A 21079-nucleotide genomic window follows, 5' to 3' on the forward strand; every position below is an offset into this window, starting at 1 on the left:
TGCACTATTTTCTACATACTCGTCAGCATGCAGAAAATTTGCTAAACTGTACAAAGTGACATTGGTATCGTAATGATGGATGTTTACTATTTTTTATACGATATTTAGATTATTCATAGTCTAAAATTTAAATATTTATTGTTCTTTTCAATAGCATCTTGTGAACACGATGCATCAATTGCGTATCCAGCGCATATCCATATTATTTAAAAACAAGCTGATCTTTTGTTCCTTAATCTCCTGATGGAACGATACAGATTTCTCTTAAAATTTCCTGTATTTCTCAAGTAGATAAAAGATTAGATATTATAAAATTCGTGTCAGTTGATTGATTTGTCTACTGACAAAATGCTTAGAAGTTTGAAACTGTATGCAAAATCAAAATTTATCCGAGCAGAGCCATCAAACTGTACCGTTAAGTCGTGCCACATTTATGTTTCCCTTAGCATTGGTATTGTTTGAATTTTCTGTTTATATCGGGAATGATCTCGTACAGCCTGCCATGCTTGCCATTACCAAGGATTTTGGCGTGAGCAGTGCTTGGGCACCTTCATCCATGTCATTTTATTTGTTGGGTGGAGCATGTGTCGCTTGGTTACTCGGCCCATTGTCAGACCGACTTGGGCGGAAAAAAGTGTTATTGGCAGGGGTCGCATTCTTTGTGATTACCTGTTTATTAATTTTAATGACACACAATATTGAAAGTTTTCTTACCTTACGTTTTCTACAAGGTTTTGGTTTATCTGTGATTGCTGCGGTGGGTTATGCTGCCATTCAAGAAAGTTTTGAAGAACGAGATGCCATTAAAGTCATGGCACTCATGGCGAATATTTCACTACTCGCACCTTTATTGGGTCCTGTGGTTGGTGCATTTTTAATCGATCATGTGTCGTGGCATTGGGGCTTTATTGGCATTGCGATTTTAGCATTTCTCAGTTGGTTTGGCTTAAAAGCAAAAATGCCTGAAGTGAAAGTAAGTATTCCAAAAGAGCCATTGGCTTATATTTGGGATGATTATAAGAAAGTATTTAAGAATAAAAACTTTCTAGCACTTACTTTAGGTCTGCCGATGGTAGCCATGCCACTCATGCTTTGGATTGCGCTATCTCCTGTCATGTTGGTTGAAGAACTTGGTCTGAGTAGTATGCAATATGGATTGGCACAATTTCCTGTTTTAGGTGGACTGATTTTGGGCAATATTGTCCTGATCAAAATGATTGATCGTTTGAGATTAGGTCAAACTGTATTGATCGGTTTACCCCTAATGTTATGTGGAACATTGATTGTCGGATTGGGCTTAATATGGCAAGAGTACTTTTTATATAGTGTTGTTTTGGGCATGACTTTGGTTAGTTTTGGTGAGGGAATTAGCTTTTCAGTTTTGTATCGTTTTGCCCTGATGTCATCTAATGTATCTAAAGGAACCGTTGCTGCTGCTGTTTCAGTGCTGATGATGTTTAGTTTTTTTATTGTGATTGAGTTGGTACGTATCGCTTATGTACATTTTCACCTGTGGGCTTATGCATTATCTTGTATCACACTGATTTTAATTTGGTTTAGTTTTCCACGACAAACTTTGAATAAGATTATGCAAGAAAGAAAAGAGAGAGGTGAGTTTTAATCTTATTATGATTAAGTAGAGTAATAAAGAGGGAAATAGCTTCCCTCTTTATTCAAAATATCAGGAAAATACTATGAGATATGAACTTAATTCTGTTCTGATTTTTTCAATTTATGATCAAAAACAAAAGGGCCAAAGGGTAAAATAGAGGCAATTAATCCAAGTAAAAACATTTTAAGTGACCATTTTTGCTTTTCACATACAACAAAAAGAACAACTAAAAATGCAATAAATAATACGCCGTGCCCCATACCGACATATTTAACCAAAATAGGATTGTCCCAAATATACTTTAAGGGCATTGCAATAAAAATAAGCAGTAAGAAGGAAATCCCTTCAAGAAAACCAACAACACGTAAACTTTTGATATTCATGGTCACTTAATCAAATGAGAATGAATATCGAGTGTAGCTTAAATGGATGAAAAGTTGAACAAAATTTAAAAATATCATTCCGTTATTTTCTACTTCAACATTTTACAAATGTCATTTTGAAAGTGAAAATATTGTAATTTATTTAATTTCCAACTTAAGCAATGCTGTTTTAAGCCTGACTAATTCAGGTAAAGTTTCAAGCAACAAACTGATTTGTTTGAGGGCAAGTTGCAGATTATCAGATAGATCATCTTGCTCACTGAGTTGATGAATGTCATTCAATTTTTGTGTAATCAGCGTTTGATCTAAAGGGGTTTGATTGAGTAAGACATCATTTAATGTTTCTTTACACCACAACATTAAATCTAAAATTTGAGCATCTTGTACTTGTGTACGATGGCTGCCTAAAGCTGACACATAACTGAGTTGGCTGTGGCTATAGACCAAATAACGAAATGCATTGTGAATTAAATCTTGGTTCGGATGAGGTTCGGTACTTAAACTCGAAATCATATTGGATAGCTCAATGTGAGCATTATGAGCTAAACGGCGTGATTGACGGTACTCTATACTATTTGTTTTACCATGTTGGTATTGTTCAACTACAGCATCAAAGTACCCCAAAGTAGCTTGGCTACTTTTACGGATGTTGTTGGAAATATTGCGAAAATTCCAATCGGGCCAAATAAAACTCACAGCAAACCATGCGATGGCACAGCCTAAAAGAGTGTCCATAATTCTTGGTAAAATAATTGAGAAACCCGCACCTTTTAGATTGAAAATAAGCAAAACCATAAGTGTTGCCATGAGGGTCGCCATGGCATATTTTTTGGAACGTAAATAAAAAAAGTACACGCCAAAAATAATGGTGAGCACCAATTGCCCTTCAATACTTGGCACAAAATATAGAACGGGAATACCTAAAATAACACCCAAAAGTGTGCCCAAAGTTCGCATTTTAAGACGGCTTTTAGTGGCAAAGTAGCTGATCTGACAGACGAATAAACTCGTGAGTAAAATCCAATAGCCATTTTTGGCAAAGGGTAAAAGTGAAATGGCATAACCAATAGCAAAGACAAAGGCAATACGGATGGAATGACGAAATAATGCTGAATTCGGGGTCAAATTTTGTTTAAGCTTGAGCCATAAATCATCTACGCCATGAATATCATCATCGAGTAGATTCAAATTGTCTTGATGGCGTGTATAACTTTGTTGGTAGCTTTCTTGCTCAATGCTGAGATTTTTAAATTGCGCTTGGACATTACGTAAATTATTGAACACTAAAAGTAAGTTCTTTACTTCTAAGTTTTGTGGATTTTGCTCTATCCATTCTTGAAGTGAATTTTCTAAATTATTTAAAATCATTTCATGATCGGGATGAACCTGAAAACTTTGTCTTTGAATAATGCACTGCGCAAGTTGTTCGCAATGGCGCGCTTGTAGGCGAATGTTTTTTTGAATGCGGTAGATTAAATCAGTACGACTAAAATTTTGATGAATATTTTCATAGTGCAAATAATTTGAAGTCGCTTGTTCATGAATATCTTGGGCTAAAAAATACAAATTTAGCCAATAAATCGTGTTTCTATTTGCACGAGAGGCTTTGAGCCGAGTGAGTAAAGAGGCTTTCGTAGTATTTAAATGTTGCACCACAAGACTATTTTCTAAAGATAAATTATAAAGGAGCTGTTCGACATTGTGGGTATTATCTGGATCAAAGAGCTTGGCTTTTTTTTCAAGGACTTGAGCAAGGGCTTGAAAACTTTGCGCTAAATTGTCTTGTACTGCTTGGGTCGGTTTAAGCAAATAAAATAGAATAGATGTCGTGCCGTACCACAATGCACCTAATACAAAATAGATCGATTGTTGATACCAATGTTCATATTCACCCAATCCAAACATGGTATAAATTGATAATAAAATTGTTCCGAATGAAATGGTTGCATAGCGTTGACCAAATGCCCCCATAAGCATGAGCATGCCACTAGAGAGTGATAGGTATAAAATAAAGATGAATTTATAAGGATGTAGTAAATATAAAATACTGCTGACTGCAAAAAATAAGATGCAAACATAGATTAAATTACGCAGGCGAATACTGAGACGATCATCGAAATCGGTCAATGCTGTCGCAATTGCACCTAAAGTAATGGGAACAATAAGTTCGGTATAACCTGAAAAATATAAACCTAGTGTTGTTCCACTCAGCACAATAAAAATTTGCAAGCAATAGATCAGAATTGAACTCGAGTGGATGTTTCGGAAATATGCATGCAAAGAATTCACGGAAATATAAGCCTGAGTGGAATTTTTCTATTTTAATCTTTAGCAATAAACTGTGCTATGTGTAATCACTAATCGAAACAAAGTGGATATTTGAGAAAGGGAAATAGAATGTACCCACATCTTTTTAAAATTGTGGATAAAGCTTACTTTATCCACAAATATTTCCGCAAATAGATTATTGGATTACACCACAAGCAATACGATCACCGCCACCACCTAATGGTTTTGGATAGTCTGAGAAATTATCCCCACCAGCATGGATCATAATCGCAAGCCCTTTCACATCTTTTAAACTTAAACGAGGCGCCAAAACGGTCGTATTGGCATTACCACTTGAGTCAACATTGAGTACAGGTAGGTCGCCCATATGACCATCATTTGGTGTGCCATGACCTGATTGATGTGGATTAAAGTGTCCACCTGCTGCAAGTGCAGCGACACTCTTGCCTTCTTTTTCAGCAGGAGCACATGAGCCTTTTTCATGGATATGAAAACCATGAAAACCAGAAGGGAGATTAGAGAGCTTAGACTGGATACTTAAACCACGAGCAGTATCTTGCAATGTGATTGTCCCTAGTTTTGCACCAATACCTTCTGAACTTACAGCATTGACAAGAACCACAACTTTTTCAGTGCTATTTTTTTCTTTCGATGGTGTCGCGCTACAGCCTACGAGAGAAAAACCAAGTAAGGTCGATGCAGCGAGTATTTGAAAATATGAGTAAACCTGAGGCATGAAAAAGTATTCCAATTTTGTTTGTTATTCTATTTATTCAAACAAAAGTGTGCTTGTCATACTAGGAGCTTTTAACAGTTTGATTGTATAGATTTATTAACGGATGATTGCGTGCTTGGTGTGTAATAAGTATTGAATGATTTTAATATTTTAGAACAATCATCGTTGAAGCGTGAAGAAATTGCAAAAAATAAAGCGATGCTATAGAAAATGGCATCGCTTTATTATCAAATAAAAAATAAAATCAATTATTTAAAATCAGGATCATCATCAAGATCATAAGCAAGTGTACTGTCTGGCATTGGCTCAGGTGCCGTAGTTTCGTGTAACCATTCACGCCAAATTGCCAGTAAAATAGCTAGAATTACAGGACCAATAAACAGTCCGACTAAGCCAAAACTTGCCAATCCACCTAAAACACCAAACATAATCAGTAAGAATGGAATTTTAGTTGCACCTGAAATCACCAATGGGCGAATAACGTTGTCGGCAGTACTGACGACACACACGCCCCAAGCCATGACACCAATTGCCTCCATTGTTTGCCCTTGTGAAAATAACCACAATGACACTGCACCATAAGCCAATGGTGGACCAAAGGGAATGAGAGCGAAAAGGAATGTCACAATGGTCAATACCATTGGGTTAGGTACACCTGCGACAAAATAACTGATACCCGCAAGAATGGATTGTGCTATCGCAGTCAGTCCAACCCCATAGACAACTGCCCGAGTTGTTTCTGAAATAGTGTCCATATAGTGGTGCACACGAGGACCAATAATTTTGTGTAATGCTTTACTGACTTGTTCCACAATAGTCTGGCCATCGCGGTAAAAAAAGAATAACGACATCACTGCAAAACCAAGTTTCACTAAATTTCGGGTAATTTCATTGAGTACAAATTTACCGTAATTCATGTGACCTTGAATCCAAACACCAATGGTTTGTGAAAAGCTATTTGGATCGGTATTAATTTCACGGACAGTACGACTAATTTCTTTACCAATGATTGGTAGTTCACGAATAAAGTCGGGAACGCTTAAATGACCTGAAGAAAACTGACGTTGTAGATCAAAATAGAGATTTCGACCTTCGTGTTGCAAAATAAAAATTGCAAATGTGAGTGGAAGCCCAATGACTAAAACAATGATCGTAATCATGATTGAGGCACTGAGTGTAGAACGTTGCGTACCACAAAATCGTTGAATCCGCTTATACAAGGGCCATGTCATATAGGCAATAATACATGCCCATAGCACAGGCACGATAAAGTACTTGAGTATGTCAAATCCAAGAAAAATCAGGATAAAAAGCAGCCCAAATAGCAATGCACGCTGTAAAGTCGGATTAAATTCTTGCACAAATTACTCGGATGAATAGGAGATTATTATTTCGATTCATAACATAAAAACCAGTTATAGAATCCTCGCTTTCTGTTTCCATCATATATGAAAATTCAAAAATGTGCTGTTTTCTGAGTGTCGACAAGATCAGCTTAGTGATTCAGCATTGAATAATAAAGTTTTAAAACCAACTTGATGAGTCTTCAATTAGCGCATTGAGTAGAGGTTGCCATTGTTCCTGAATTTGTAAAAAGTTTTTTTGATTTTTATCAAAAATGCTTAAACCTTGCATAGCAAGTTGACCATAGGCACTACGTTCAGCAATCCATGCGACAGGCTGATGCTCAATTTTTTCAAAAAATTGTTGAATTTCTTTTGAGCTGGCACTGTTGGCTTTTATACGATTGGCAAGTAAATGCACAGCAACTTTACCTTTGCGAATACGTTTAATCTCTTGAATATGTTTTAAAAAGCGTTTGGTACTGTCTATGTCAAAGAAAGAGGGTTGAAGTGGCGTAACAATGGCATGACATTCACTAATGAGTTGTTCGGCATGTTCACCTGTCAGTGCCCCTGGTGCATCAATAATTAAATAATCTAAATTTTTGGGTGCATCGCCAATCGATTTTTCATGACGCCAATCTAAAATTTGAATAGGTGCTGCATGTGCAGGACGTTGTTTTAACCATTGCAATGCAGATTTTTGCGTGTCAGCATCGGCAAGAGCGACTTTATAGCCTTTTTGAGCGAGTGCTGAAGTGAGCGTAATCGCCGTCATTGTTTTGCCGCAACCACCTTTTAAATTTGCAATAAGTATAGTTTTCATGAGTCCTTCAATAATTGATTCAGCACAGCATTCTTTATCTTAGCTTAGCATTAATTTTGCACAGATAGGTTACATTGCATAAAAGTTATAAGTTTGTTTACATTGAGTAAAATGAGAAAGTTGTTTACATTGAGCGAAACTAAAGTATATAGGAATTGCGCATGTCCGTTGGGATGGCAATGTTGATCGGAGCGTGCATTGGCATCGTACTGACAACGCTTGTGTTGTCGGGAACACGAAATGGAAAAATTAAAGCCGAGTACGAGCAGTATATTACTGAGCTTGAAATGGAGCATCAACAAGCATTGGTACACGCGCAGAAACGCAGTGTAAATACGAGTCGTGCTGTACTTAAAGGAAAAATGGCAGAGCAAATGGCACCAATTATGCCTGAATTTCGGTATTTACCGAGTGATGCTAAATTTTTAGGTGACCCCATTGATTATATAGTGTTTGATGGCTATACAGATTTTCGTGATGGTGATGGACAAGCTGAAGATATTGAAGTGGTATTGATCGATATTAAAAGTGGTGGAGCACGTTTAACCAAAGGGCAACAAGCGATTGCACAAGCGATTAGAGAGGGACGAGTACGTTTTGAAACGATTCGTATTGATTTTGATGAGGTCTAAGTCAGTGCAAAGACCTCAGTCAATTTTTATACAATTAAAATATGAATTGAAAGTTAATCTATTGTATTAATGCTCATGCGCTATTTTCTGTGCGCGAGCAAAAAACATGCGTCTGCCAATGCGTGGAATACCTTCAGCATCATAATAAGATTTTTGTGTAAATTTAAAACCCGCATTGAGCAATAATAATTCAATATTGCGATTGAGATGACAGCCATCAGCAATAATTTTTTGTATCGGGGTTAATAAATTTTGCAATTTTTTCAATGTGTCATTGTTATGATATTCAACATGCTCGACCAAATGTAGTGTACCTGTGGGTTTGAGCACACGGCGAATTTCAGCCAAAGCTTTATCTAAATTGGCAATACTACACATTGTCCACGTACTCACCACATGATCAACAGAGTTATCAGCAAAAGGTAATTTTTCAGCACTTGCTTGTAAATGCTGAACTAAAAATGGTGCCTTGAAAATACGCTCTCGAGCAAGTTGAAAGACATCCGCATTGGGTTCAAGCGCATAGAGTGTATCGACTGCTTGATAAAAGGGAATATTCAAACCTGTACCAAAACCAATTTCTAATACATCGCCTTGAATGCTTTTGAGTAATTCTGCTCGACTTTGCATGAGGCTTGGTACTTGCATCACTTGATTCAGAATATGCGGGAAAACATGCTGTTGGTAATACTTATAAATCATGGCTTTGGCTTCTTATTGTGAGCTGTGTTGTCAGATATTGATATAGCGTCTTTATAGTATAATTTTAGCCTGTTTATCCAAAATGTCACTGTGCAGAACTGACAAAAGCTTGACGAAAATTCTGCATATTGTTACCGAAAGCAAATATTTATTTCAGTTTTCAGGCTTATGATAAATATGAATAAAGTTTGAATGGGAAGCAAGGACAGATGAAACACAATGCTGAGTGCGTACAGTCAAAGATTTATAAGTCATCGGCAACAGGCTTAAAATATCTTTTGTGTATCGGGGCTTTGAGCTTATTTGCTTTACAGTCCTATGCTTTTCAATCGGTTAATGTTGCAGGACAGAATGCTAGACAAAACGCTGTCAGTGACTTGAAAGCGAATATTGCACATCCAAACAGTGCTATTGCGAAACAACAAGCACAGTCGCAATTTAGGTCATCATTAAAGTCACAGTCGGTAAATTTTAAAAAATTTAATCCTGAATATAATATTGCCAATGGTTTAGCCCCAACTGATGCGGATCAAAAAATCTCAGTACTTGAAGCCTTTCAAGGTGAGTTCCGTATTTTGGGTTCAAAAGAATATACTAATGATGAGCAAGCTAAGTTTTCACCCATCGATTACGCTGTGACACGAGGTGTTTTTACTCGACCAGATATTGCCCGTCAGATTTCGATTAATCAATATGACCGCTTCTTAAATTGGCAGATGGCACATCCACCATTGCCTGCACAAATGGCAACGCAATTGGTAAGTAATATGCATATTATTCCTGCCAATCCGCAAGTGGCTGAAGATATCAAAAAAGTGAAACGTGGTGATTTGGTGCATTTAACAGGTGATTTGGTACAAATTAACGATAAAGATTTGGTGTGGAAATCGGCACTCGATTGGAATGGCGTTGGTGATGGGGCATGTAAACTCATTCGAGTAGATTCAATTCAATGGATTGAAAAACAAAATATTTAAGATTTGATATCGTTAAAATTTATAAGAGAGTATGAGTGTTTAAAATTATGAAATTATTCATGGGTATGGCATTTACTTGTCTGATGTTGGGATTAACAGCGTGTCAAAGTTCAGGATCAACAGTGGATGGTAAAACACATCAATATATCTTGAAGCAGAAGTGTCCTGCATTGTTAGAAGTTGATCAGGGAGAGGTGATTGTTGTAACTTTGCCTGAGAATCCATCGACAGGTTATCAGTGGCAAATCGCTAAACCTGTGACTTTATTGAAGATGGAAGAAACCTATTTGGCAGGCAAGGCCAATGCAGGCATGGTGGGTGTTCCTGGTACAAAAACCTTTAAATTTACGGCTGAAAAAATAGGACAAGACGACATTCACCTTGTTCATATTCGTCCGTGGGAAGCCAAAGATTCATCTATGCAAGGTGTGGAACAATGGCAATGTCGAGTTAGAATTTCCTAAACATTACCTAAGATGCGTTTGATATTTAAAACCTGAAGCAATCTTTCAAGTTTTAAATATTAGGTTAATAGGCTGTTTGAACTTCACTCGAAGCCTCACCGTCAGCCTCTGTATTACTCGTTTCATCGGTTTCGGTATAAGAGTTTTGTGATTTCCAATATTCAAGTTGGTTATTGGCAGTAATTAAATCGCCCATTCCTTTAACTTTATTATTGGGATGATCTTTTTGGTTCATAGAACTCTGACCATTTTTATATTTTTTTGCTTGTTTTTCCCAATATTGATAGAGCAACCCTTGAATATAACGCCCTTGCTCGGTTTTTAAATCTAAATCTTTCAGCATATTTTGAGCAGAACGTACACTGTCTTGTTTGCGTTGTAATTCAAGTTCAGGTGTGAGATTACCTTCATCAAGCATCTTTTTCAAATCAGCTTCAAGCGCACTATTCATTTCATTGAATTTTTGATCATATTCAATGAGTAGATCAATATCATGTCTATCATCTGCTGTTTTTGGGAATGGTTTAATCTGAGCAGTTTTAAGCTCTTTTTTTACATCACTCGACAGATCTTTATTTTTACTATCAGAGTTTGCATCATTGGATTGAGAACAGCCTGCAACCAACACCATGGAGCTGAACAACATACTCAATACAACGGGTTGAAAACGGAGCTTCATATTCATATCCTGACACTGATTTAATGTTTTTTATGTATTACTGACCGACCAATTTTTGATAATGGTAAGCATAAGTTCGATAGGGAAAGCTAATTTCATCCTGAGCTTGCTTTCCTGTGTAATCATATACTAGTTTTTCAAATTGTTGTTTCATTTGAACTTGCGAGGCACTTGGCATAGCGGCAATAAAACTCGTTGAGAGCAAACGTTGGCTCACGACTTGTTCGACTAAGCCTGTATGTAATTGATTGAATGTACTTAATGTTGGAGCATCAAAACATTGTTGCATTTCTGTTGAGTTAAAGGCATTTTTCCATAAATCACTATGGAAGCGTGGGGTATCACCTTCGTATTGAGCCAATAAGTCAGCAATTGCTTTAACCCAATTAACCTGTTCATCACGTTGATTCCAAATGAGCCCAAGATGTCCTTGGGGTTTTAAAATCCGATGGATTTCACGTAGACTTTCAGCATTTGCAAACCAATGAAAAGATTGGGCGCATACAATAGCATCAACATATTCATTTTTAAGTGGAATTTCATCGCTGTTCGCTTGTATGGTTTGTACATCAGGATGTACTATTTTCAATTGTTCAAGCATTTCTGAAACAGGCTCAATAGCAATAATATGAGGTGTGATCTGTTTGAGATAAGGCAAAAACTTTCCTGTTCCTGAACCAAGATCGACAACAATAGAATCCTGATCTAAATTCAGTTCATTTTTGAGCCAAGATACGATGTCTTGAGGATAATCTGGGCGTGCTTGTTGGTACAATTCAGCTGCTGAACTGAAGCCTTTTTGTGCAGCAGGATGTAAATAATGTGTCATATTTTGCGCTTTTTAATCTGTGTAGAATCTATAAAATATGACACCACATGTAATGGCTCGGCAAGTCATTCATTGTTTCATTTTTTTGCCTTTTGGAGAGTCCGGTTCACGGTATTGCGATGGATAAGCAGATAATTTTTGAAGATGAGCATATCAGAGCCATTTACCTAGAGGGAACGACTGAAACGCTAGTGTTGTCTTTTGGCGATTTAATTACGCGTGCGAAAGGAACATCAATCAATGCTGAAAAGTCATTGATGAAATATGATTATAGTATGGTCGGCATTATGCCCAAGCAAAAGTCTTGGTTTCCTGCGGTAAGTATGTCTGCTTTACTTGAATTTTTAACACCCATTTTGCAAAAGTATCAACGTATTGTCGGCTATGGTGGCTCGATGGGTGGTTATGCTGCAATTAAATATTCTAAGCCACTCAAAATGAACCGTGTGGTGGCAATGGTGCCACAATATTCGATCAATCCTGAAGATGTAGAAGACAAGCGCTATACCGATTTTTATGATGCAGATTTAAATGCAGATATGCAGATTCAAGCACAGGATATTAATCCTGAGTGTGAATATATTATTGTTTATGATCCTTATTTTGAACATGACAAAGAGCATTATTTAAAAATTAAACCGCTTATTCCTCAGTTGCATACCTTACATCTACCTTATACAGGACATGATGCCATTGCTGTTTTGGCAAGTTCAGCATTACTGCATGACTTTATCGAACGTCCATTTGAGCCGATTTATTTTTATCGTCAAATGCGTGAAGTGAAGAAAAATAGTAAGTTTTACTATCGTAGTGTGGTTGCTCATTTACTTGGTGCACACAATGAAGCTTTAGGAAATATTCTGAAAGGGATTGATTTACAACTCGATAAAAACTTTTTTGATGCGAGTTTAAAACAAACCATTACCCGAATTTTACTGACCAATAAACGTGTCGATGAACAAGACTTAGAAAAGTTAGGTATACAGGTCAATTTTGCTTTTGAAGAAAAAAATCAACTGCAAGATCGTTTTGGCAATATTTTAGTTTTTAATGTAATTACCCAAAAAGTTGAAAGTTATGAACAGCAGGTAATTGATATTAATGGTAAATACATTATTCCATTGCATGTTGAACATAGCGGTTTAGTTCAGGTTGAAGTGAAAAAACAGACCTATTTGATCTGTATGAATGATCGCCGTGTGACCAAATTATTCAAACAAGATGAAGCTTTATCTTTGGATATGCATCCGATTGTCATTAAAAAATGCCCAGAATTTTATTTATTGAGCTATAAAAACTTATATATGCATTCAGATGAGCAAGGGAATTGTAATTTTGAGTCTGAGTCAGTGCAAGACAACGAAAAATTCACGATGATTTAATAAAATTTTCGTCCTTCTATGAAAGGATGAGGGCGAATTTTTATAGATTTACATGGGGTTAATGGCAAGATTGTAACGCAGTAACAGGAAATAGTTGTAAGTAGGTTTTGAAACTCTGTTGCTGTTCAGATGCTTTGGGATCAAGTTCGACTCGTTGAACAGTTGTGGAAAATTCTCCTTTATTTTCGGATAAATTAGTTAATCCTCCATGACTGTAATGATATTCATAATGTGCAGCATGTTGAAGGTGTAGTTTATTTTGGATATATGCAAATAAGAAGTTTTCTTTAGTACGACCTATTTCTCCATAAAAGATTGCTTCAATTCGACAGCCTTGTGGAGTTTTAATGAGTTTAATTTGATTACCTTCAGTCGTTTGAAATTGATCAAAATTTTCTACAGATTGTAAGACTTTTTCGTCTTGCACTGGTTTTGCCAATGAGATGGGTGTAATTAAAATATTGCTCAATAAAAAAAGTGTTGTAGCGTAGATATATTGCATCATTAGTTGAAAACTCTTTGTTATTTATGATTTTCTATGAATTTTTCAGGGTTTATTTTTTAAAATACTTTAGACCTATCGTCATTATTTGGAAAGTATACGTATTAGAATACATGATATAAAAGAAGTACATAATACTGTCTATGATTGATAAGGGAACACATGAAAGCTGTATTTTTAGATTGTGAATCATTGGATAAAAATGATCTTGATTTTAGTGCATTACGTGAAGTATTTACTGATTTAGAGTTGTATCCATCTACATTAGCCACACAGGTTTTGGAACGTGTACAACATGCTGACGTCGTGATCACTAACAAAGTCGTGCTTGATGCAGAAAATTTAAAACAATGTTTATCTCTTAAGCTGATTTTGATTTCCGCGACAGGGACAAATAATGTTGATCTTGCTCAAGCCAAAGCGCAAGGCATTACGGTGTGTAACTGCCAGGGCTATGGCACATCCGCGGTGGCGCAACATACACTAATGCTCATGCTCGCTTTGGCGACTTCAGTTATTCAATATGATCATGCAGTAAAACAAGGTGAATGGAATAAATCGCCAATCTTTTGTTTGCTTGATTTTCCAATTGTGGAGCTTGCAGGAAAGACTTTAGGCATTTTGGGTTATGGTGAATTGGGGCAGGCTGTGGCTAACCTTGCCGAAGCTTTTGGGATGAAAATTATAGTCGGTGCTTTGCCTAATCGTTCAACTGGAAACCGCGTGGCATTGTCTGAGCTTTTACCACAAGTTGATTTTTTAAGCTTACATTGCCCACTGACAGAAGAAACGCGTGATCTGATTGATAGCAAAGCCATTGAGAAGATGAAGCCAAGTGCATTTTTAATTAACTGTGCACGAGGTGGCATTGTCAATGAACATGACTTGGCAACAGCTTTACGTACAGGAAAAATTGCTGGTGCAGCAACCGATGTATTCAGCGTTGAACCACCAAAAGAGGGTAACGTTCTACTTGCCAATAATATTCCTAACTTAATTATTACACCGCACAGTGCATGGGGCAGTGTTGATGCTAGGCAACGTATTGTGCAACAATTAACAGAAAATGCATCGGCATTTCAACAGGGGAAACCCATTCGGCAGGTCGGTCTTTAATCGGTCTATATAAAAAATTGCCTCAATACATCATTATTCTACCCAGCAAAACAGATAAAAATGAGGAGTTTTACATCGTGAAAACAACCCAACAGCAACTTAAGTTTTTCGGTGTCTTTGAACTTTTGATTTTTTTAGCGACTTTTTCTTTTATTGGTTTAGATATCTATGCACAACAGTATTTAGCACAGAATCCGCAAATAGATGTACATAAAGCCTTTTCATTTTTACCCTTACTGATTGGACTTGTAGTATTGATCATCTTTTTTATCAGTATTATTGTCAAAGTTCGTTCAATTTTACAATTTTCAGTGGCATGTTTATTGGCATTGGTACAATTGTGGCTCAGTTATTGTTTCCTATCTTCAGGGGCTTATCCATTTTTTGAATATAGTGCATCTCTTGGAATGGCTGTATTTGTCATGCTATCGGGACTGCACTTTTATGTCGGGCATCGTTTGATGAAAGCATTGAACCAACATGAGTTTGTGCTTTAAACCTTTGGGATTTTATCCAGATTCCTCATTTGAAATAAATGAGGAATATTTACATTATTTTTAGCGAGGAACGCCACTGGTATCATCTTCATTCGATGCTTTGGTTGAAGAATTTTCCGTTTGTTTGGTTGTCGTATTTTCTATAGGTAAGGATTGTTTGATGATCTCGGGTTCTACTTGTGTATTTTGCACAGTTGTTGGTTGTGCTATAGGCGTAAGAGGGGTTAGAACTGTAGTCGTAGGAGTGGCAGCAGTCACTTCATAAGCTGTTTTTGTGGGTATTTTGGACTGACTTAAACTGCCTTGTTCAATGGGCACGTTATATTCAGTTCGACCTAAAACACGGTCTGTGGTTTGTTCCACTTTTTTAACTGCTGTATCTATGCCTTTCTGTGTATTTTCTTTGGCAATGGTCGCCTGTTCTGCGGTATATGTTTTGGTATTGTCGATAGTTTCATCAAATTTTGGTTTGATTTTTCGGATACCATTTTCCGTTGCTTCTCCGACTTTCTCAGCTGTATTTTGTACAGCAGAACCTGTCTTTTTCGCAATCACCTTAAAAATATTAGGGTTGTCACCGTATGGTGTAGTTTTATTTTCAGTAGTGGTTTGTGCATAAATGGATGTTGTACCAAAAAGTGTAAAACTAAGCGCTAATACTTTGATTTTCTGCATTATTAAATGTACCTTCCTTTTATATAGTGACATGATACTTGCAAAATGAGGCATCGTTGTACACTGTTGGTAAAAGCATGTATAGAAACTTACTCAGTAAATCGGATTTACTGAGGTATTGTGGAGATTAGTTACAGATTTCGAGTGATGAAGCATTGAAGTTCTTTTTCAGTGCATTGAAATTTTTAATTTTATGTGCATCTTGAATATCAAATATTGTGTGTGTTTTTTCAATGTCTGCATCGACATTTGAAAATGCGGAAATAAGTTGATCACCTTTAAAAATCCAATGTTCTGTGGCTTTGCCTGTTTCAAAGTTGCCTGTAAACTCTATTACGCAGTTGTCTTTTTGCTTAATGAGACGTGCAAGGTTATGTTTTGTTGAGGGTTCAGCAGAGATGTTTTTATGTTGTTCGATGACAATAGGGGCATTAGGATCTGTCGGTGTTATTGAGCAAGCGGTGAAGGCAAGGGTTGTTAAAATAGTAGAGAAGATGATTTTTGCATTCATTGCTTTTAGTCTTGGCTGAATCTGATGAATTAAGTTTATAGAATCCAATGAGAAGATTCAGATTTATTTGGTTGTAGATTGTTTCAGGTTATTTGTGCATGATAAATATAATTTTATATAAGACATACTGAACAAGAAAAACGATCATTGCTTAAATAATATTCGCCTTGGTAATTTAGAATACTCAGTAAATATTCGCGGAATAAGTCATTTACTTCCTGAAAATCTATAAATGCTTGATTGGTATATTTAGGATCGCCAAAAGGTAAAAGAAGCCCTTCGTGAATCATTGTATTTCTTTTATCAATAATAGATTTTGTTTTTGTACGAGTAATTCTTGCCCCTTCAAAGGTCCGCTTAATCATTTCTGTTGAACCACATTTTCCAAATTTTTTATGACGATAATAAGTATTACCTTTATCTTTTAGAGGCTCATAATTTTCAATATCGTGAGGTTGAGTTTTTAAATCTGGATATTGTGGATGCTTAAATTGAGTGTCAGTTTTTATATATCCAATAATTTCAGCATACGTTCTTTTTAGATGCTCCATCAGTACATAAGAAATTATCAGTTTTGTTTCCATCGCAAGATTAGGTTTATTGATTTCTATTAGATAGCCAAATACTACTTCTAATTCTCTAGGATTTTTTAATTCTTTATAGGTTGGATAAACTTGTTCTATAAAACTTCGAATAGATTTACCTCTATTTTCAATGATGTAAGCAGGTGAATTTATAATGAAGCTTATACAGTTTCTTGATTCTATTTCTAGATTGTCAATCTTATAACTATGACGACAAATAGGTGCTTGTTGCGCAAAAGAAAGTAACCAACATATATCATCAATAATTTCTAAAATTTGAGGAATTTGCTCTTCTGTAATATCACGAACTGTAACTATGGTAGTTAAAATAGTTTTATTAATATATTCACTTTGCTTTAATTTGATGTCTTGTTGTCTAAATTCAAATACAAAACCTTCACATTGTATAATTGTAGTGTCAAGAACTCCTTGAGTTGAGAATAATTCGCCCCACATAAATAGATTAATAAGTGTTGCTTCTAATTTTTTCATAATTCTTTCAATAAAAAAACCCACTTTTTTAAGCAGGGTTCTCATTTTATTTCAAATATTTAGCTTAGTGCTGTAAAACTGAAAGATCCGTAACAGTTGTAAAAACAACGTAACTATCTAAGAAAATTTAAACTACTTAATTTTCTAAATCTTTGGTAAAAAGAATAAAAGTACAAAAGCACCAAAAATCCCACCCAAAACTAGCCAATCTTTTTTACGCATATCGGCAATACGTACGACTGAGAAATAAATACTACTATAGAAAATCAGTACAAAAACAAAAAGGACTAAAGGATTGTTATAGAAAAATCTGCTGATTCCAAAAAAGATAAAAATAACTGTGCTTGAAACCCAATAGAGAAATGCTAAAAAGAACTTATACATAGATAAGTTTCGAACTGTACGATCTAAACGGGGCAAACTAACCGCTAATACAATTAATCCTACAATTCCACCTAAGACGGAAATGAGCATGAAAAAAATTCCACTCATATCTTTTTTTTCAGGGATGTAGGCAAAGTTTTTGTAAATTAAGTAACTGCTAATCAACAATAAAAAATGAATTAGAATAAGTTTGAGATCAATGCTATAAGGGCTTTTGGGGGTTGTTGTATTCATTTTGGTATTATGTATTCTAGATATTAAAAAAAACCCCACTTATTTAAGCAGGGTTTTATTTTTATTTCAAATATTTAGCTTAGTGCTGTAACACCGAAATATCAGCAATACTTGTAAACAAGTCACGTAGCTGCGCAAGTATGCGTAAACGATTGGCTTTCAATTCAGCATCTTCTGCCATCACCATGACACCTTCAAAGAAAGCATCAATTGGCGCACGTAAAGCTGCAAGTTTAGAAAGTGCTTCAGTGTAATCTTTTGCATCCAAAAGTGGTTGAACTACAGGCAGTACATTTTGAATCTCGGTATAAAGCGCTTTTTCAGCATCTTCAACCAGTTTAGATTCAACGATTTCACCAGTAGGTTCAGCTTCTTTCGCCAAGATATTTGCAACACGCTTATTGGCAGCAGCAAGAGCAGCAGCTTCAGGCAAGTTACGGAAATGATTGACCGCATTTACACGCTTATCAAAATCTAACGGAGATTTAGGAGAAAGTGCTTGAACTGCTTGAATCACATCAACAGCAACGCTTTGATCTTCATACTTGGCACGGTAACGACCTTCAAGGAATGCCACAGCATCTGCCAAAGTCTTGCCGTGATCTTTTAATACATCGCCATAAGCAGCTAAAGCAAGTTTGATGAGTTCTTCAATCGAAACATCAAGATTATTTTCAGTCACAAGGCGCAAAATACCAATTGCAGAACGGCGCAGTGCAAACGGATCTTTCGAACCTGTCGGTGCTTGACCAATACCAAAAATACCTGTCAATGTATCTAAACGATCAGCAAGGGCAATGGTTGTACCTGTCTTGGTTTGCGGTAGAACATCACCTGCAAATTTAGGTAAATATTGCTCACCTAAAGCTTCTGCAACTTCAACGTTTTCACCTTCAAGGCGTGCGTAATAAGTCCCTGCAATCCCTTGAAGTTCAGGGAATTCACCCACCAACTCAGAAGTTAAGTCACATTTTGCAAGAAGTGCAGCTTTTTCAGCATCGGCAGGGTTTGCACCTGTAATTGGCGCTAAAGCCACAGCTAATTTTGCAATACGTTCAGATTTATTCCACAGCGTACCCAATTCAGCTTGGAACACCATATTGGCTAATTTTTCTTTACGAGAAGCAAGTGGTTGCTTTTGATCTTGTAAGAAGAAGAATTCAGCATCTGATAAACGAGGACGTACAACTTTCTCATTCCCTTCAATAATTTGAGCAGGATCTTTAGACTCAATATTTGAAACAGTAATGAAGTAAGGCTGTAATTTATTGTCGCTATTGACCAAGCAGAAATATTTTTGGTTATCTTGCATTGTCGTAATTAACGCTTCTTGCGGAACAGCAAGAAAACGCTCTTCAAAACTTGCACGAAGCGCAACAGGCCATTCAACCAATGCAGTCACTTCGTCACGAAGGTCACTTGGTACAATCGCAATCGCATTTACTTCGTCAGCAAGTGCTTTCACTTGACTGTCAATAATTGCTTGGCGTTCTTCAAAATTTGCAACAACATAAGCCGCTTTTAATTTTGGTAGATAGTCATCTGCATTTGCCAAAACAATTGCTTCAGGCGCATGGAAACGATGACCAAAAGTCACATTACCTGCTTTATGATCCTGAATGGTTGCATCAACCACATCGTTATCTTTAAGCAATACAACCCATTTTACAGGACGAACGAATTCAGTACGGCTTGCTGCTGAACGCATACGTTTTGCAATTGGAAGATTATCCAAAGCAGTTTGTAAAATTTGTGGTAATAAAACGTCAAGGCTTTGACCTTTTACGTCTTTTAAATAACAAACTTTTTCAACTTTACCTGCTTGGAACGTTGTGACTTGATCAACGGTAATGCCTTGACCACGCATAAAGCCTTCAAGCGCTTTGGTTGCATTGCCTTCAGCATCAAAAGCCGCTTGTTTAGCAGGACCATCAAAACGCTTTTGAGTATCAGCTTGAGCGCCATCAACATTGACAATTTTTAAAGCCAAACGACGTGGTGCTGCATAGGCTTCGATTGAATCAAAAGCCAAGCCTGCATCTTTTAGACCTTTTATAGTTTCTGCCAATAGGGCATCACGTAATTTTTTTAAGCTTTTTGGAGGAAGTTCTTCACAGCCAAGTTCGAATAAAACGGTATGTTTAGACATTATTTATTCTCCTCAGCTTTTGCGTCACTTTCAACTTGTGCTTTTAATTGCGCCAATACTTCATCACGAAGTTCAGGTTCAGCCATTGGGAAGCCAAGCTTCGCACGGGCATCTACATAGCTTTGTGCAATTGAGCGTGACAATGTACGTACACGTAAAATATAACGCTGACGTTCAGTCACAGAAATTGCACCACGAGCATCTAACAAGTTAAAGCAGTGTGATGCTTTAATGACTTGCTCATACGCTGGAAGTGGAAGTTCAGCTTCAATTAAGCGTGTCGCCTCAGCTTCGTAAAAGTCGAAAAGCTCAAACATTTTTTCAACGTTGGCATATTCAAAGTTATAAGTCGATTGTTCTACTTCATTTTGATGGAACACATCGCCATAAGTCACAGTACCGAATTGACCCTTTGTCCAAACAAGATCATAAACTGAATCTACGCCTTGAAGGTACATTGCCAAACGCTCAAGACCGTAAGTGATTTCACCTGTCACAGGGTAGCATTCCAAACCGCCCACTTGTTGGAAGTAAGTGAACTGAGTTACTTCCATACCGTTAAGCCAAACTTCCCAACCTAAGCCCCAAGCACCGAGTGTTGGAGATTCCCAGTTGTCTTCGACAAAACGAATATCGTGAATAAGTGTATCAATACCAATCGCTTTGAGAGAGTCAAGATAAAGCTGTTGGATATTGTCAGGGTTTGGTTTAAGGACGACTTGAAATTGGTAGTAGTGCTGTAAACGGTTTGGGTTTTCGCCATAACGACCATCTTTCGGTCGGCGTGAGGGTTGAACGTAAGCTGCGTTCCAAGTTTCAGGGCCAAGTGCACGTAAGAATGTTGCAGTGTGGAATGTCCCTGCACCCATTTCCATATCGTAAGGTTGTAAAATGACACAACCTTGTTCAGCCCAGTAGTTTTGTAAGGCTAAAATTAAGCCTTGGAATGTATCGATATGCGATATGGCGCGACTCATGCAGCATCCACTATAAGTATTAGAAAAATTGGTTCTCAGTATAAGGATTTTGGGAGGGAGTGGCAAAGGGTATAGGTCAAGTTATATTGTTTTTCATAAAGGTC

General features: G+C 36.8%; 21 protein-coding genes and 1 pseudogene. 7 read left to right on the forward strand and 15 right to left on the reverse strand.

Features of this window, described 5'->3' with window-relative positions; translation table 11 throughout:
* Window positions 1-370 precede the first annotated feature (370 nt).
* Window positions 371-1621 carry a chloramphenicol efflux MFS transporter CraA gene (gene craA / locus FW754_RS11995; protein WP_409511983.1) on the forward strand — a complete coding sequence of 417 codons (1251 nt, stop codon included), beginning with the start codon at window positions 371-373 and terminating at the stop codon, window positions 1619-1621.
* An 86-nt stretch (window positions 1622-1707) separates the two neighbouring features.
* On the opposite strand, the gene FW754_RS12000 is transcribed toward craA, so the two are convergent.
* From FW754_RS12000 to FW754_RS12020, 5 genes are all read right to left on the reverse strand, one after another.
* Window positions 1708-1995, reverse strand: a complete 288-nt coding sequence (locus FW754_RS12000; protein ID WP_409511984.1) for a DUF3817 domain-containing protein — start codon at window positions 1993-1995, stop codon at window positions 1708-1710.
* A gap of 138 nt (window positions 1996-2133) precedes the next feature.
* Entirely contained in the window at window positions 2134-4284 is a 2151-nt protein-coding gene (gene yccS / locus FW754_RS12005; protein WP_446324765.1) for a YccS family putative transporter, read from the reverse strand.
* A gap of 175 nt (window positions 4285-4459) precedes the next feature.
* Window positions 4460-5020 (reverse strand): superoxide dismutase [Cu-Zn] SodC, encoded by a 561-nt coding sequence (gene sodC, locus FW754_RS12010; protein WP_446324766.1) that lies wholly within the window; start codon window positions 5018-5020, stop codon window positions 4460-4462.
* 248 nt (window positions 5021-5268) lie between these two features.
* Window positions 5269-6381, reverse strand: coding sequence for an AI-2E family transporter (locus FW754_RS12015; RefSeq protein WP_409511987.1), 1113 nt, complete (start codon window positions 6379-6381; stop codon window positions 5269-5271).
* A 163-nt stretch (window positions 6382-6544) separates the two neighbouring features.
* On the reverse strand, window positions 6545-7189 hold the full coding sequence (locus FW754_RS12020; protein ID WP_446324767.1) for an AAA family ATPase: 645 nt from the start codon (window positions 7187-7189) through the stop codon (window positions 6545-6547).
* A 161-nt stretch (window positions 7190-7350) separates the two neighbouring features.
* Between FW754_RS12020 and FW754_RS12025 the strand changes: the two genes are divergently transcribed.
* Window positions 7351-7821 (forward strand): Holliday junction resolvase-like protein, encoded by a 471-nt coding sequence (locus FW754_RS12025; RefSeq protein WP_409511989.1) that lies wholly within the window; start codon window positions 7351-7353, stop codon window positions 7819-7821.
* A gap of 66 nt (window positions 7822-7887) precedes the next feature.
* On the opposite strand, the gene FW754_RS12030 is transcribed toward FW754_RS12025, so the two are convergent.
* Window positions 7888-8523: a class I SAM-dependent methyltransferase gene (locus tag FW754_RS12030; protein ID WP_446324768.1), complete on the reverse strand. Its 636-nt coding sequence runs from the start codon at window positions 8521-8523 to the stop codon at window positions 7888-7890.
* Between the two features lie 485 nt (window positions 8524-9008).
* Between FW754_RS12030 and FW754_RS12035 the strand changes: the two are divergent.
* A pseudogene (locus FW754_RS12035) lies at window positions 9009-9500 on the forward strand (hypothetical protein); the annotation flags it as partial.
* Window positions 9501-9547: 47 nt separating this feature from the next.
* The gene (locus FW754_RS12040) at window positions 9548-9964 is read left to right on the forward strand and encodes a protease inhibitor I42 family protein (protein WP_446324769.1); all 417 of its coding nucleotides are present in this window, start codon (window positions 9548-9550) and stop codon (window positions 9962-9964) included.
* 64 nt (window positions 9965-10028) lie between these two features.
* Here FW754_RS12040 and FW754_RS12045 read toward each other — a convergent pair whose 3' ends face one another.
* Together FW754_RS12045 and FW754_RS12050 are read right to left on the reverse strand one after the other, a co-directional pair.
* Complete coding sequence (locus FW754_RS12045) at window positions 10029-10643, reverse strand: hypothetical protein (protein WP_446324770.1); 615 nt, start codon at window positions 10641-10643, stop codon at window positions 10029-10031.
* Window positions 10644-10680: 37 nt separating this feature from the next.
* A complete protein-coding gene (locus FW754_RS12050; RefSeq protein ID WP_446324771.1) occupies window positions 10681-11472 on the reverse strand; it encodes a class I SAM-dependent methyltransferase in 792 nt (263 codons plus the stop codon).
* A gap of 119 nt (window positions 11473-11591) precedes the next feature.
* Between FW754_RS12050 and FW754_RS12055 the strand changes: the two genes are divergently transcribed.
* Window positions 11592-12854, forward strand: a complete 1263-nt coding sequence (locus FW754_RS12055) for a hypothetical protein (protein WP_446324772.1) — start codon at window positions 11592-11594, stop codon at window positions 12852-12854.
* 58 nt (window positions 12855-12912) lie between these two features.
* On the opposite strand, the gene FW754_RS12060 is transcribed toward FW754_RS12055, so the two are convergent.
* Window positions 12913-13359: a hypothetical protein gene (locus tag FW754_RS12060; RefSeq protein WP_446324773.1), complete on the reverse strand. Its 447-nt coding sequence runs from the start codon at window positions 13357-13359 to the stop codon at window positions 12913-12915.
* Between the two features lie 159 nt (window positions 13360-13518).
* On the opposite strand from FW754_RS12060, the gene FW754_RS12065 reads away from it, so the two are divergent.
* Window positions 13519-14472: a 2-hydroxyacid dehydrogenase gene (locus FW754_RS12065; protein WP_446324774.1), complete on the forward strand. Its 954-nt coding sequence runs from the start codon at window positions 13519-13521 to the stop codon at window positions 14470-14472.
* Between the two features lie 77 nt (window positions 14473-14549).
* Complete coding sequence (locus FW754_RS12070) at window positions 14550-14969, forward strand: hypothetical protein (protein WP_409511997.1); 420 nt, start codon at window positions 14550-14552, stop codon at window positions 14967-14969.
* Between the two features lie 60 nt (window positions 14970-15029).
* Here the strand turns inward: FW754_RS12070 and FW754_RS12075 are convergent, their stop codons facing one another.
* From FW754_RS12075 to glyQ, 6 genes are all read right to left on the reverse strand, one after another.
* On the reverse strand, window positions 15030-15644 hold the full coding sequence (locus FW754_RS12075) for a hypothetical protein (protein ID WP_446324775.1): 615 nt from the start codon (window positions 15642-15644) through the stop codon (window positions 15030-15032).
* Window positions 15645-15771: 127 nt separating this feature from the next.
* Window positions 15772-16155, reverse strand: a complete 384-nt coding sequence (locus FW754_RS12080) for a hypothetical protein (protein ID WP_446324776.1) — start codon at window positions 16153-16155, stop codon at window positions 15772-15774.
* Between the two features lie 113 nt (window positions 16156-16268).
* Window positions 16269-17231, reverse strand: coding sequence for a hypothetical protein (locus tag FW754_RS12085; protein WP_446324777.1), 963 nt, complete (start codon window positions 17229-17231; stop codon window positions 16269-16271).
* Between the two features lie 144 nt (window positions 17232-17375).
* Window positions 17376-17849 carry a hypothetical protein gene (locus tag FW754_RS12090; RefSeq protein WP_446324778.1) on the reverse strand — a complete coding sequence of 158 codons (474 nt, stop codon included), beginning with the start codon at window positions 17847-17849 and terminating at the stop codon, window positions 17376-17378.
* 79 nt (window positions 17850-17928) lie between these two features.
* Window positions 17929-19998 (reverse strand): glycine--tRNA ligase subunit beta, encoded by a 2070-nt coding sequence (gene glyS, locus FW754_RS12095; protein WP_446324779.1) that lies wholly within the window; start codon window positions 19996-19998, stop codon window positions 17929-17931.
* Window positions 19998-20975, reverse strand: a complete 978-nt coding sequence (glyQ, locus tag FW754_RS12100; RefSeq protein ID WP_419347793.1) for a glycine--tRNA ligase subunit alpha — start codon at window positions 20973-20975, stop codon at window positions 19998-20000. The genes glyS and glyQ overlap by 1 nt, the downstream gene beginning before the upstream one ends.
* Window positions 20976-21079: the final 104 nt, after the last annotated feature.

The sequence above is a fragment of the Acinetobacter sp. 1207_04 genome (assembly GCF_052850415.1).